A 14,375-nucleotide genomic window follows, 5' to 3' on the forward strand; every position below is an offset into this window, starting at 1 on the left:
CAATAAATGGTAGATTGATATTTTTAGACTTATTAGTCAAAACGGGTGCTGAAACGCCTCAAAAACAGGAAAACGCCACGCTATAGGTCAAAACGGGTGCCGATAGCGTGGCATTCTATTTGATTTTCAGTATATTTTGGCATTTGAAAATATAGAAATTGCATTATGAACAAAAAAATGCCCGACATGCAATTCCCCCATTGTAAAGAAGGACGGAAAACGCAAAAGCGTCCAACGATACAAGTGCATGGTTTGTGGACGCCGCTTCAGCGGCGGGCGTGATTTTACAAAAGAAGACATCTGGGAGATGTACCTGCACGGCAAGCAGACAATAGCCCAGATCAGTGAAACTACAGGTCTCAGTGCTTCGACCGTGACACGTCGGCTTGCCTCCATTTCGTTCAGCTGGGAACAGCCTAGGATCAAAGGAAGCGGTGTGATACATCTCGACGCCACGTATTTTGGGCGCAATACAGGAGTGCTGCTGGCTCTGGAAAGCGGAAGCGGCAGACTTCTTTACATGAAGCATATCGCCCACGAGCACATCAGTGATTACGAGGACGCTGTGAAACATATAGTAGGATGCGGGTATGCCATTCAGGGGATTGTCATTGATGGTTTTCAAAAGCTGTTTACCGTCCTTTCGGAATACAGAATACAGATGTGCCAGTTCCACATGGTGGCGATAATAAGAAGAAAACTGACCAAGAATCCGCAACTTGAGGCAGGAAAGGAGTTATTGGATCTTGCATACCGTCTAAAAGACATGAATGAAAGTGCATTCGTCAGTGCATTTGAGAAATGGAAGAGGAAATGGCATGACTTCCTGAAAGAAAAGACGGTCAACGAGATTACCGGACGCACGATATATACCCATCAACGGCTCAGATCTGCCATGGTCAGCATATCGACCTACCTTCCTTTTTTGTTTACATACGAGAAAGTCAGAGGTATGCCCAACACAAACAATATGATCGAAGGCACATTCACCGACATGAAGAAAGCCTTGCGGAATCATCCGGGAATGATTGAGGAAAACCGCAAGCGGATGATGAACGGGTTTTTCTTGGCATATGCCAAATTGCATAATGAAAAAGGAGACAACCGCTAAGGCCATCTCCTGAATCGCATTATGCATATTGGACGGCTTTATTCCTGGCGGAGGTGCTCCCCAGCAGAGCTCCGTTACGCTTTAAGCCGCAATGCAAAATAACAAAATACAGATGAATCCACCAAAAACGGGTGCCATTTTCAGCACCCGTTTTGACCTATAGAGCGAAAGCGCTCGCATCAAATATGTGTTCAAAAGTTTTGAATGGTCATATCATACTGACAGACACCAGTATTACAACGATTTTAGCACCCGAAATGACCTATACGCCTATTTTTATTTATTATACTGTTTGCAAGTTCTGCTAATTCAATGAGTTCTATTTTATTGGCATCATAAAAAGGTATAGGGAAAGTCGCTATATTTTGACCTCCAACTTGAACATCTCCAACGCCAGTTTTATTCATATTAGTCACATAGCTATACCATGTTATAGCTTGTGAATTCAATACTGCCAACAGATAATCCAAATGATCGCCTGTCATAATATAACAGGCATTGTTCATTACATAATTGTTGGCATCATATGCAAAAGCCATTTGGTTTCCGATTATTTTCCATACAATTTTTGGCTTAGAAAAATCCTCCCAATACTTGGCCCCCCAACGTTGCATAGCATACCACTCATATCGAATTCCTGTCTCTGCTTTGTTTCGTTTAGAAAGTGGTTCTTTATATTCCAACATATGGTTATATACAGCAGGATATTGTTCTTTAAACGCTTTTTCTGCCTTTTCAGAAGCACCAGTTATAGATTCATCAAATTGGTATGGGAAATGCCAAGGGATATATATTAGCCATTGCCCTGCCCAGTCATATCCATACCTCTTTATATCTCTGCCACGAAGAATCGGTCGTATAAGTTCAGCCGTCCGAACACGCTCGCCTTCTGTCTGGCAATTCGCCAATATCTCATCACGCTTTTCGGTAGATATGATAAACGCATCGTTATACCCGGTAAGGACTCCACGATAAATGTTTATATCCCAATCTTTGAGTGGTGTACCAATAGATTCAATCTTACGCCTGATACTTTGTTCAATGGGAGACAATATCACTCACGGGATAGAATCTGCAAAGTTACACTTCACGCCTTGTTGCTGCACGAAATCGCTCCTTATGCTTCTACCATAAAAGTCTTAATAAATCGAGCGAGCGTATTTCTATCCACTTTACAAATTTTAGCGATTTTGCGTTGTGAAACTTCAGCTTTCAATAGTTCTTGTATGAGAATCCTCTTATCGTGGAGTTTGTACTTCTCTGGAGCACTTTTTTCCCTTTAGGACGTCCTAATATTACCCCTTCTATTTTCTTTCGTGCTAAGGCTTCTTTTGTTCGTTGGCTAATAAGGTTACGTTCAATCTCTGCTGACAGTCCAAAAGCAAAAGCCAACACTTTACTTTGAATGTCCTCTCCTAACTTATAGTTGTCTTTGATAGTCCAAACCCTACATTCCTTGCTCATGCAAATATTCAGAATTTCCATTATCATAAAGAGATTACGACCCAATCTGGACAATTCAGCGCAGATAATCAAATCATCTTTCTGTACCTTATTGAGCAATTTTCCGAGTTCACGTTTGTTATAGGCTTTTGTTCCACTAATGGTTTCCTCTATCCAACCATCAATTTTTATGTTTTGATTGTCGCAGAAATTCTTGATTTCAAAACGTTGGTTTTCTACTGTCTGCTTATCACTGCTTACTCTAATGTATCCGTATATCATATGTCTAATTATAAATGTTTATAGATATATAATATGGATAGTTTTTCTATAGAAACCTAAGAGAGCGTTGATTTTACATTTAATTCTTTGCCATTTCGTTTTTAATGAACTTTCAATTTCCATTAGTCGTAAAGACCGTGAAAAATGTTTAGCCCCCACACTCTTACATCAGAAACCGGATAGTTCAATGGGCTTTTGAGCCCCCGCATTCGTAATGATGGCTCACGATGTAGTGATGTTGTTTAATTAAAGTTTCAGACTATGACCTACGTTGGAATCGATGTCAGCAAGGCGACCTTTGTTGTCGCTTATTCGTCCGCCAAGACCGGCAGGACAAAAACATTCAAGAACCACGGTTAAGGGTGTCCATGAGTTCATCCAAACCATTTCAGTAGCAGAGCACCATTGAGTATTAGAAGCCACAGGCAATTACAGTGCGTTGCTCGTCTATCTGCTTTCCGAAGCAGGGATAACCGTCAGCCTTGAGAATCCGCTGAAGATAAAGAACTTCGCCCGTGCCATGCTCTCCGTCACCAAGACGGACGAGATAGATGCCCGTCTGATAGCCCTGTACGGGGAGAGGATGCAGCCGGATCCTTATAAGCTCCGCAGTGACTCAATCCTCGTACTGAAGCAGAAACGAACGGTACTACGCCAGCTAAAGAAGCAACTTGTGGCAACACGCAACCTTAAAGGCTCGATGGAGTTCTTTCTTCTTTTGACCCTGAATGCAAGAAAACCATCGAAAAGACGATTGCTTTCCTCGAGAAGCAAATCAAGGCAATGGAAGAGAATATCACTTCCTTGGCGTAAGGCGAGTACAGGAAACAGATGGACTTGCTCACCTCCATCAAAGGCATCGGTGTTACACTGGCAGCCGCGCTTATCGTGGCCACAGGCGGGTTCACCTATTTTGATAATGCCAAGCAACTGACCCGTTATCTGGGCCTGTCACCTATTTACCAACAGTTCGGTACGTCAGTCAATGTCAAAGGTCACATCAACCAGAACGGGGATTCAAACCTCAGAAGCCAGCTCTATGTGGCGGCTTTCTCGTCACTCAGGTGTAATGCCGAGTGCAAGGCTTGTTTCGACCGTTTGCGGTCTAACGGCAAGCCAGGCAAGGTGGCGGTCGTTGCTGTCGCCAACAAACTTATAAGGCAAGCCTTCGCTGTGGTCACGCAAGGAAAACCGTATGTCGATGGGTTCAAGTCCGAGAAACCGTAAATACTCATCTGCGGAGGGAACGCCATGCGGCAACCTTAGATTTGCAGCATCAAAATATTTATCTTTGAATTGATATTGAAAGGAAAGCAAAAGGAAAACCATCAGCGGCAATAGAAGTCAAGTCTAAGTCCCTATTCGGTCCTTTTGCTCCTTCCTTGAACTCAAACCCATATAAGAATTTCAGTAAACCTGTTTAAGATTATTAGGTCAAGTTCAGGTCCTTTCTTTTTTGTTTAATGTTCAAAAACAAAAGTATGAAAGTTTTTTATTTAGGAGTTGATGCGAGTAAGAAAAAATTGGATTTATGTTTAAGGAGTAACGGTAAGGACATCCTTTATGATGTTATTCCTAATGATCTATCCTCTATTAAATCTTGGTTAACAAGAACGTTTGAGAAATTTTTCCTCTCTGAGGACAGTTTGGTTGTCTGTGCGGAACATACAGGGCAATATACCTATCCTTTGGTCTGTGCAACAAAAAGTATAGGAGTCTACTTATGTTTGGAAGATGCAGCTAAAATAAAATATTGTCATGGAATACCTCGTGGCAAAAATGATAAAATAGATGCCTGCCGAATAGCAATGTATGCAGAAAGATATAATGATTGCCTACAACCGTATACCGCATCAGAGCTTATAATACAAAAACTCAAAAACTTATCAACAGAACGCAGTATGCTTGTTGCAGATAGGGCTAAATATCAATCCCAGCTAAAAGATCAGGTAGACTATATGGAACACTCAATATATATTGCTAAATGCAATAGAGTTGAAGGGATTATCAATACATTTACGGATTACATAGCACAAATAGACCTTGAAATAAAAGAACTTATAAATCAAGCACCTGTCATTGCTCATCAAATGGATTTACTCATGTCTGTGGATGGAGTTGGGGAACGTATTGCACTGAAGATGATCATGGAAACAGATGCTTTCACTTCTTTTACTGATCCCAGGAAGTTTTGCTGTCATGCAGGAGTTGTTCCGTTCGTCTATGTGTCAGGAAGTAGCCAACGTTCTAAAAATAGAGTATCTAATAGGGCTGACAAAAGCATCAAGCATTTGCTACATATGGCGGCACTATCTGTTTCACAAGTGAAAAATAGTCCATTGAAGAAATATTATGACAGAAAGGTCGAAGAGGGAAAAAATAAGATGTCGGTTCTGAATGCAGTTAGAGCGAAATTAGTTACGATTATGTTCGCTGTAATTAGGACGGATGCTTTTTTTTCGAGAAATTATCAAAATTCGCTTGCGTAATCCATAAGAATAGGGGCTGAGCAGTCAGCCCCGACGAGCTTTCCATGCACGACAACTGCATAAATATACTAATTATCGTTAACCATATTCAGTTTTCTTATTATAGTCCATTTTTCTTTCCATTTTAAATAGCTTCCTGTCAGAAACTCAAATTATTGAAATACAGTTCAAAATACTTTCCAAAGGCACTTCCGGCTGGGTGTCGTGGTTTCCGACTCCCCCTCCGGAGCTGTTTGAAGAAGGAGTTCAATATATTTTTTACCGTTTCTCCGTTATCGCCTTTTTACTTTCCGACCGGTGATGAAAAGTCCTTGTGGGCGCCACCTCTTTCCGGTCCCCGGAAATGCGGTTCAAATATGAACCTTTAGCAGCAACGTATATCCGGCATCTTCTTCCCGTCGATATGATACGGATTTGGGGGTTCCTTTCAATGCTGTCCATAACCATAACTTCTGATTTATACATTAATTCCATGTGATAACCGGGTGTTTGGTCAGGCGGACGTTCCCGGTGGCGGATTGTCGTCCTACGCCGCAAAGAAAAAAAGAGTAAATGTATGAGGGAATACCTTGTCAGTTATAGTCATATATAGACATAAATAGTCAATGCCGGCAAAAGATATGACAAATGGCAGTCCGGCGAGAGCCCGGGATTCTTCCCGATATTGCCGGGATTGTGTGTAAAAGTACGACAATCCGTTGATAGCAGTATGAAAAGAGAAAAAAATGATTGAGGAAGGAGGTCGTGAAACCAGCCTCCGGAAAACAGGATACGGCGGAGATCAGATACCGTGAAAAAAGAAAAAAATCCCCACCGGAGATGAATGAACCGGCAGGGAACGTAACAATAAAGGAACGGGCCTCTCAGCCCTTGATGTAACCGTACTTTTTCAGGTCGTCCATGAAATGCTCCGGCGTGTCGGTCCTCACCGTCACCCCGTGCAGTTCCCTGTACCGCCCGGAGAAATTCACCATGTACTCCTCGTCGGTGCACTCGCTGTCAAACCAGCTGCCCTCACGCAGGAGGCGTACAAACTCGGAAGGGCCGGAAGCGGCAATCCTGCCGCCGTCCGCCAAAATATACATATGCTTGTTCATGCCGATAATTTTTTAGTCCTCAATTTATAATATAGTTTCTGCTCACTGTCCAGGAAGGGGATGTCACTGAGCGTGGTGGCCGCAGGCACATGTTCCCTTGTGGCAAAGGTAACCAATTTGTGGAGAAACAGCACCCAGTTACGCATTTTTGTGAAGTTGGTCGTTCCCGAATGCTGGCGGAACTCGACCGTCTTGTGCCGTGAGTAGGCCTCGAGGTTCACCTTATGGTAACGGTCGCCGATCCTTCCTTTCAACTCGTCCACAGTCCGGGCGGAACGTATCATCTCATCAGAGACGTGCCCCAGTCCGCGGCAATAGCGGTTGTCCCTACGGGAGGCCGGCATGAACCGGTCGATGACCGGTTCCAGATGCTTGTAGCTCAAAGCCAGGTTACGCCAGGTCTCCATGTTGAAACCGGTGGCATCGATATGCACGTGAAGACCGCAGCTCTCGTTCACTTTCACGTCACACAAGTCAAGCACCCAGCAGACCTTCTCCAGTTCCCGCAGTCCGGTTTCACCGACCAGGATCGGACTGACCAGCTCGAAGGTGTCGTTGCCGCTCAGGCTGCTGTCCGTCACGAGCTTCCAATGCGGACGGGTGGTATGGTTATAACCTTCCACCGTAACCTCGATGCCGGCTTCCTTGAGCTCGCGTGCAAGCCGTTCACGGGAACAGTTGTAGGCCTCGATCTCGATACCGAACTTGCGGTTGAAAGCATAGTCCAACGCAGCTGTCGACGGATGGATATTCGGACCGTCCCCACACTCATTCATCCGGCGCAGGGCATTCACCACAAAACCGTAATTGCCGTTGGTTACCATTCTTGCGATTTCCGCGCGGGGAACACCTAAAAGATACAGCTGCCGGATCTTGCTTGTCTTTGTTGTCTCTTGTGCTAAAATGCTTCTAATTTGCTCGTTCATAACTTGTTACCTCCTTTATTATTACACTACTAAGGTAATGCTTTCATAGGAGAAATCGTAATTATAAGAGCTTTATTATCATGCTATTAGCTTACTTTATCTTAGGCTAAAAGTCCTTATTTAAGGTGTCTATACCCTGACATCCGCTACCGGTCGGTATCGGGTTCCTCCAGGCCGATGGTACGGCATATCTCCTCCACCAGTTCAGGAAGGCCGGAGCCTTTCTCCTGATGGGGATCGGGTGGAAACAGCGTGGAACGGAAGACACCCTTGCAGACAGGGTCCGCCTCCCTGTTGTAGCGGAGGGTGTTCGGAATGTGTGAGGACAGCAGCCGCAGCCCCATCTTGTCGATGACCCGGTTCCAGACGTCATACAAATCCTTCCGCCCCCGCCTGTCCACCATGTTCCAGAACAGCCAGGTCCCTTTCAGGTTGCAGTTCTTCCTGGAGACCAACTCCTCTTCCAGAGCCTTGGTAAACTGCAGGGAACTCTGCATGACGATGTTGTCCGCCTTGATCGGGATGAAAATGTAGTCCATCGCAGCAACAGTATAGACCACCCCCTCGCTGCGGAGCGTTCCGGGAAGGTCGAAAAGCACGATATCGAAAGTTTCCCCCTTTTCGTCCATATAACGACGCAGGTCCTCCACCGCCTTTTCCGGATCGCTTTTGATGACCGGATAGGCAAGCTTCCGGATTCTCTCGTGCTGCCGGTAAAGGCTCACCTTCAGGTCGTCATTTTTCATGACACTCTCCATGTCCCTCTCACGCATCAGGGCGATGCTGTGCTGCGGGTAGTCACAGTCCACAACCGCCACACGCAGGCCTTTGCGGTAATGCAGCACACTGGCCAGCAGTACCGTAAAGACGGATTTTCCCACGCCACCCTTCTGGCTGGCGACGGCAACCAACAACTCTTTTTCTTTTTTCATCATACTTCTTGCATTAAATGTTAAACACTATTATGACCGGCCGGGCAGGGACTCTTCCAGAATCATCTCCACCGTTTCCCTGTATTCTTCCAGATGCCGCGAGACAAGGTGGTTGATGAACCCCTCCAGCGTGACCTTCCCATTTCTCGAGGCTCCCGCCAGGATGGACAGTTTCCGGTGCAGGGCGGCAGGAATATGCAGTGACCGGCGCTGCACGCCCGCAATGCCACGCAGGTATTCCTCCCCATAGACGGACGGCTGCATGGGGCCGCTTTTCCTTGCGGGACGCATTATGTCGTTACCGGACATTCCACGTCCCTTCCGGGGACAGGCAGGTGCTTCCCCCATGATCTCACGGATGCGGTCCGCGTCCATCCCGCCGGGACCAATCCGGTCTTTTACGTTCTTTCCTGTCATGATATATCTTCTTGGACAATGACAACATTTTATCGGCGGGCCGTTCCTCCACGCTGTCCGTCCTCATCCCAGGGACGGTAGACCTCACCGAGCAGGGCGGCGATATCCTCCCTGTGCTCCTCCATATGGAGCTCCAGCAGCCGGATGATAAACCCGGAGATGCTGCCGCAACCGGCGGCCCTGACCAGCATGGCGATCCGGCGGTGCAGCCTCCCGTCAATATACGCGGTCTTCCACTCCACAGACTTGGGAGCGGGAACAAGAAACCTCCTCTTGTATTCTTCCGGGGCTGTCACTTTCCCTGCACGGACCTGCCTTTCATGCCCCGGCATACCCACCGCCGGTTCCGGGGATGGGGAAACGGGAGCTGACAGAAGGTTTCCCGTGAGTCCGACCCTCTCGAGAACGATATCGGAAAGCCGGTTCTTTTCCTTTTCTGAATCCATTGTCTTAAAATCTTAATTTATTAAATTACACAACTGGCATTGTTTCGGAATACAAAATAAAGAAAGAAGAGGACAGGACGGAACCACCTGTCGCTTATAGTCATCCAAAGTCGTTTATTGTCATGATACACATGATGGTGGGGACGAACATATGGTTCCATCCGGATGCTTCTTCCCATGCGGGAGTGACGTCAGAATCCTGCTGTCCGTAGCGGCGTGGAAAAGTGGCGGGATTCCGTTCCTTGTCCACCGCCCCTTTCAAATCCTTATGGGCAGGTGTGGGAGCATGCATCCGTCCTGATACGGATTCTTGGATTATCGGTCTGTGGAAGTGTAAAAATATCAATCCGTTAATGGAGACAAGGAAGAAAAAACATAAGGCGTACACGGCTACCTGCACGTTCTCCATTTGCAGAAGTGTAGAAGTGGCAATCCGTTAATGGAGACGATGAAAAAAAACAATAAGGCATATACGGCTACCTGCCATTCTCCATTTGCAGAAGTGTAGAAGTAGCAATCCGTTAATGGAGACAATGAAGAAAAACCATAAGTCATACACGGCTACCTGCACGTTCTCCATTTGCAGAAGTGTAGAAGTAGCAATCCATCAATGGAGACTAGAAAAAGAAACCATAAGTCATACACGACTATATGCCCATTCTCCATTTGCAGAAGTGTAGAAGTAGCAATCCATCAAAGGAGACAAGGAAGAAAAACAATAAGGTGTATACGGCTACCTGCCCATTCTCCATTTGCAGAAGTGTAGAAGTGGCAATCCATCAATGGAGACTAGGAAAAGAAACCATAAGTCATACACGGCTACCTGCACGTTCTCCATTTGCAGAAGTGTAGAAGTAGCAATCCATCAATGGAGACAAGGAAAAGAAACCATAAGACATACACGGCTACCTGTCATTCTCCATTTGCAGAAGTGTAGAAGTAGCAATCCGTTAATGGAGACGATGAAAAAAACAATGAACTATATACGGCTACATGTCCATTTCTCCATTTGCAGAAGTGTAGAAGTAGCAATCCATTAATGGAGATAATGCAGAAAACCATGAAGCATATACGGCTACATGTCCATTTCTCCATTTGCAGAAGTGTAGAAGTAGCAATCCATTAATGGAGATAATGTAGAAAAACCATGAAGCATATACGGCTCACTGCCGCTCTCCATTTGCAGAAGTGTAGAAGTATCAATCCATCAATGGAGACAAGGAAAAGAAACCATAAGACATACACGGTTACATGCACATTCTTCATTTGCAGAAGTGTAGAAGTAGCAATCCGTTAATGGAGACAATGAAGAAAAACAATAAGGCGTATACGGCTACCTGTCATTCTCCATTTGCAGATGTGTAAAAATAACAATCCATTAATGGAGAATAGGGTATGGAAAGGGCAGATTTCCAGTACATACGTCTCCCTTATTCCTGAATTATGGGCGTAAGTCACATGATTCAGGAGAGATAGCCACCTTTTTATGGGGAGAGCAGCCGGCAAATGCCTGATGGAAATGACCCGAAAATCACAGGAGAATAACCGTACAATAGGCTGATACACAATTCCTATTGGAGAATGTTGTCCCCATTAGGGGACAGCAAGTTGTGTTTTCGTTTAACGAAAACAGGACGGTTTAACGGAGAATACACCGATAAACCGTTACTTATTTCAAGCTCCAGCGTCGCTTTTTACATATCTAACTATAATTCATTTGAAATCACAAAACAGATTGAACCGAATGTGGTTAGTTTGTCTGTTTATTTCATGTCCGAATCATTAGTATGCTATGTTGCAAAGTTCGTATTCATTATGAAAAAATCCGCTTACGAGAACAAGATATTCAGGTAATTTGCCATCCTTTCCCCAAAGAAGTTCGATGTTAAAAAGTTCAGAAAGCGTTTTGGCTATGTCAAATCCGAAGGCTTCGAGTGACGGACGCACTTTTTCCGGGTGTCGGCATGGTGTGCCGCAGTTACGCGTACACTCGTTATCTGAGCAGTGAAGACATTTACCTATATAGGCAAATGAACGCCCTCCATATTTCCGTTCCATATCCAATAATTCGCTCTCGATTCGTATCCGTTCCGGTAAAATGAGTTTTTGTGTATATTCAATCGGAATATCTTTGTCTTCAGGGATTATCTTCGTTGCCATAAGATGTGCATACTTGTATTGTCGGAGAAACGATTCCGTATCAAAATCAAATGGAGGACACCCCCAACTTTTACCGTAATTGGTACATTGTTTGCAAAGTTCAAGAAAATGTGGTTCGTCACGGAATTCGGCGATATATCCTTCAACAGTGATGTCTGAAGTAAAATTTTCTACAGTGTATATACTCATTGTTTCAAAATCATTGTACCGCATAAGGAGTCGAAACGGATGTTTTCATTTTGGAAAAGTCTGTCAATGTATCCGCTTTTCTGCATTTCAGACGCGGTCAAGCAACTTAAATTCGGGGTATCTAACAATGCTATCGAATCGCACATGGACAACGCGATGTCAAGTTCATGTGTCGAGAACATGATACATTTTTTCTCGTCGTGGACAAGCCTACGAAGCAACGCCACAAGTTCGTAGCGATTAGGCATGTCAAGAAAGGAAGTCGGTTCATCAAGGAGAATGATAGGAGTATCCTGTGCCAATGCACGAGCAATCATCACACGCTGGCATTCGCCATCCGACATTTTATCCATCGTGCGGTTTGCATAAGCCTCCATTCCCACCGAAATGAGCGATTGCATGACTATCTCCTTATCTGTTTCTTGCATCCTACCTATCCAGTTGGTATAAGGAGCACGGCCTATGGCTACGACATCCTTGCACCGCAGGTTGGCGATGCGCGTGCGCTCGGTCGTGACGACAGCCAGCGTTTTTGCCATATCTTCGGTTTTCATGCAGGCGATGTCGTGCCCGTCGAGAATGATTTTTCCGGAATAACACCGGTTCAGACCGGCTATGGCGCGGAGCAACGTCGATTTTCCTGTCCCGTTTCTTCCGATAAGGGCTGTCAGTTGACCTTTTTTTATCGTGGCATTTACCTCGTGGAGCAACGAGTTTTCTTTGTAACCTATGGAAAAATGCTGTAATTCTATCATGCGGTGATGGATTTGTTGCGTAAAACCACCCATACGACGATTGGGATTCCCAATAGAGCTGTAATGGCGTTGATCGGCAAGGTGAATATTTTAGAAATGATGTCGCAAAGAAGCAATATCGATGCTCCCGAAAGAATTGTTCCGGGCAGAAGGACATGATGATCGCTATTTTGGAAAAGCATTCTTGTGACATGAGGCATAGCGAGACCTATGAAACCTATCGGACCGCAAAAAGCGGTTATCGTTCCGGCGAGCAGCGTTGTCGAGAGAAACAACAGGCTGCGTGAACGCCGAATATTCAGTCCCATTGTTACGGCATATTCCTCTCCGAACAGCAGGAGGTTAAGCGGTTTGATGGTCAGTACCGCCAACAGCAGTCCGGCAAACACCGATGGAACAAGAATCAGAAGTTGTCCGGAGGTGACGTCACCCAAAGCCCCCATCGTCCAAATGACAAAGGCTTTCAGCGATTCCTCTTTGCTGAGGTACTGCAATATCTGCACGACAGCACCTACGCCCGATGAGAACATCATGCCCAGAATCAGGATTACCATGATGTCTTTTATTCGCTGTCCGACGGCAGTTATCACGAGCAACACGACAGCCGCACCCACCCACGCTGCTCCGGCAATGCCTATTGATGAACCGATCCCGGCAAGTACCACAAGTGCCACACCGAGACTTGCACCGGAACTGATGCCAAGGACATAGGGACCGGCAAGAGGATTACGGAAGAGGGTCTGCATCTGAAGACCGCTGACCGATAAGGCAGCCCCGGCCAACAGTGCCACTATAGCTTTTATGAGGCGTATGTTGAGTACGATTTTTTCCGTGGCACGGGAACAATTTCCCCCGGTCAGTGCTGCCCATACATCGCGGATCGGAATGTTGACAGCTCCCACGGCCAAGTCCAGTAAAAAAAGACCGACCGTGAGCGTAATCAATATGGAGAATAATATAGTCGAACGGGAACGCATCTATTTCAGTTGCTTGTAATACACACACTCTTCCTGCACCAGTTCAGGATGGAATATCTTCACGAGGTCGCGGAGCACGATGTCAGGATTCACGACGGCAGACTCGTAATAGTCGTTACCCCCGGCTGTGTTGGTACGGGCGTTGTTGTTATACACCTCTCCATTTTTGAAACATCGGGTATCGGTGAATTTCGGACATGATGCCTTCAAGTCGTCAAGGGAGTTCGCCATTCCCACGTTCAGCCACATGTCCGCATCCGACGCGAGCAGATATGCTTCTTCTAAGTCAATGGGGATAGAAGCGTTTCCCGTGTTCTTCTGGTAGATATAGCGGCCTCCCGCATCAGTAATCAAGCGGGCTACATAACTTTGGGTTGAAGGCATGAACCACGAGTCGCCATAGGGAACATTAAGCATAACCGAAGGAGTGCCGAGGGTACTGTCGGCCACTTTCTTTTTCAAGGCGTTGTATCTGACCGGGATTGCGGCAAAGGCTTTTTCACCCTTCTCACGTTTTCCTGTGACTTCTGAAAGCACTACCATCCATTCGGCCTTGCCGAGAGGCGACTCTTCAAGATAATCGCCGACATACATGAACGGTATGTCGAGTTCTTCGAGTTTGCTTTCCATTGCGCTTGCGCCGTTCACCCCATAGAGCAGAACGAGGTCGGGATCGAGCGAGAGCAGCAACTCGTAGTTGATGTTCCCTTCATAGCCGACATCACCAATACTGTCGCGGCGGGCTTGGATGTCTGGGTTGGAAATGTAGTCGATTCCCGAAACGCCGGTTATACACCGGACTTCACCGATTGCGTCAAGCATGGCGATATGAGTGGAAGACATCGCCACGATGCGTTTGGCGTCTCCTTTGAGTACCTGTCCTGCAAACCCTTCGGGAACCTCTTCACCGTTGCGGACGATAAACAGCCATGTGGTTACACTGTCCGCTCCCTGCCAGGGATTCCTGACGGTTATCAGTACGCTTTCCTTCCCGCCCGCCCCTTTGATGTCGAAGCCGGAGGCATATTCGGGAGCATAAAGCAGCAGGTTGAAATCATTGATTTTTGAGCTTTTGTTGTGGCAGCCTGTAAATGCCAGAGAAAGCAACAAAATCAGGCTTAAATTCTTTAATGCGTTCATATTGATGCAGA

General features: G+C 45.9%; 10 protein-coding genes and 4 pseudogenes. 3 read left to right on the plus strand and 11 right to left on the minus strand.

Annotation, left to right across the window (positions count from 1 at the left end; genetic code table 11):
• Positions 1 to 172: 172 nt before the first annotated feature.
• Positions 173 to 1,111: pseudogene (locus NQ492_RS02205) on the plus strand (IS256 family transposase, variant Zn-binding type); the annotation flags it as partial.
• Between the two features lie 245 nt (positions 1,112 to 1,356).
• On the opposite strand, the pseudogene NQ492_RS02210 reads toward NQ492_RS02205, so the two are convergent.
• Positions 1,357 to 2,232 (minus strand): annotated as a pseudogene (locus NQ492_RS02210) (TaqI-like C-terminal specificity domain-containing protein); the annotation flags it as partial.
• A pseudogene (locus tag NQ492_RS02215) lies at positions 2,229 to 2,836 on the minus strand (master DNA invertase Mpi family serine-type recombinase). The pseudogenes NQ492_RS02210 and NQ492_RS02215, both read right to left, overlap by 4 nt.
• Before the next feature lie 261 nt (positions 2,837 to 3,097).
• Here NQ492_RS02215 and NQ492_RS02220 point away from each other — a divergent pair.
• Positions 3,098 to 4,063: pseudogene (locus NQ492_RS02220) on the plus strand (IS110 family RNA-guided transposase).
• Between the two features lie 254 nt (positions 4,064 to 4,317).
• A complete protein-coding gene (locus NQ492_RS02225; RefSeq protein ID WP_231839903.1) occupies positions 4,318 to 5,325 on the plus strand; it encodes an IS110 family RNA-guided transposase in 1,008 nt (335 codons plus the stop codon).
• An 863-nt stretch (positions 5,326 to 6,188) separates the two neighbouring features.
• Here NQ492_RS02225 and NQ492_RS02230 read toward each other — a convergent pair.
• From NQ492_RS02230 to NQ492_RS02270, 9 genes are all read right to left on the minus strand, one after another.
• Positions 6,189 to 6,422, minus strand: a complete 234-nt coding sequence (locus NQ492_RS02230; RefSeq protein WP_015547183.1) for a hypothetical protein — start codon at positions 6,420 to 6,422, stop codon at positions 6,189 to 6,191.
• Entirely contained in the window at positions 6,419 to 7,348 is a 930-nt protein-coding gene (locus NQ492_RS02235) for an amidoligase family protein (protein ID WP_044054392.1), read from the minus strand. Before NQ492_RS02235 ends, NQ492_RS02230 begins: the two co-directional genes overlap by 4 nt.
• 146 nt (positions 7,349 to 7,494) lie before the next feature.
• Positions 7,495 to 8,283 (minus strand): ParA family protein, encoded by a 789-nt coding sequence (locus NQ492_RS02240; RefSeq protein ID WP_015547185.1) that lies wholly within the window; start codon positions 8,281 to 8,283, stop codon positions 7,495 to 7,497.
• 27 nt (positions 8,284 to 8,310) lie between these two features.
• A complete protein-coding gene (locus NQ492_RS02245; RefSeq protein WP_007567629.1) occupies positions 8,311 to 8,697 on the minus strand; it encodes a DUF3408 domain-containing protein in 387 nt (128 codons plus the stop codon).
• 29 nt (positions 8,698 to 8,726) lie between these two features.
• Positions 8,727 to 9,143: a DUF3408 domain-containing protein gene (locus NQ492_RS02250; RefSeq protein WP_007567627.1), complete on the minus strand. Its 417-nt coding sequence runs from the start codon at positions 9,141 to 9,143 to the stop codon at positions 8,727 to 8,729.
• A 1,782-nt stretch (positions 9,144 to 10,925) separates the two neighbouring features.
• Positions 10,926 to 11,492: a DUF2284 domain-containing protein gene (locus NQ492_RS02255; protein WP_004289236.1), complete on the minus strand. Its 567-nt coding sequence runs from the start codon at positions 11,490 to 11,492 to the stop codon at positions 10,926 to 10,928.
• Complete coding sequence (locus tag NQ492_RS02260) at positions 11,489 to 12,247, minus strand: ABC transporter ATP-binding protein (RefSeq protein ID WP_004289235.1); 759 nt, start codon at positions 12,245 to 12,247, stop codon at positions 11,489 to 11,491. Before NQ492_RS02260 ends, NQ492_RS02255 begins: the two co-directional genes overlap by 4 nt.
• Positions 12,244 to 13,224: a FecCD family ABC transporter permease gene (locus NQ492_RS02265; protein WP_004311292.1), complete on the minus strand. Its 981-nt coding sequence runs from the start codon at positions 13,222 to 13,224 to the stop codon at positions 12,244 to 12,246. Before NQ492_RS02265 ends, NQ492_RS02260 begins: the two co-directional genes overlap by 4 nt.
• Positions 13,225 to 14,364 (minus strand): ABC transporter substrate-binding protein, encoded by a 1,140-nt coding sequence (locus NQ492_RS02270; RefSeq protein WP_004289233.1) that lies wholly within the window; start codon positions 14,362 to 14,364, stop codon positions 13,225 to 13,227.
• Positions 14,365 to 14,375 lie beyond the last annotated feature (11 nt).

This window comes from Alistipes shahii WAL 8301 (assembly GCF_025145845.1).
Taxonomy (GTDB): Bacteria; Bacteroidota; Bacteroidia; order Bacteroidales; family Rikenellaceae; genus Alistipes; species Alistipes shahii.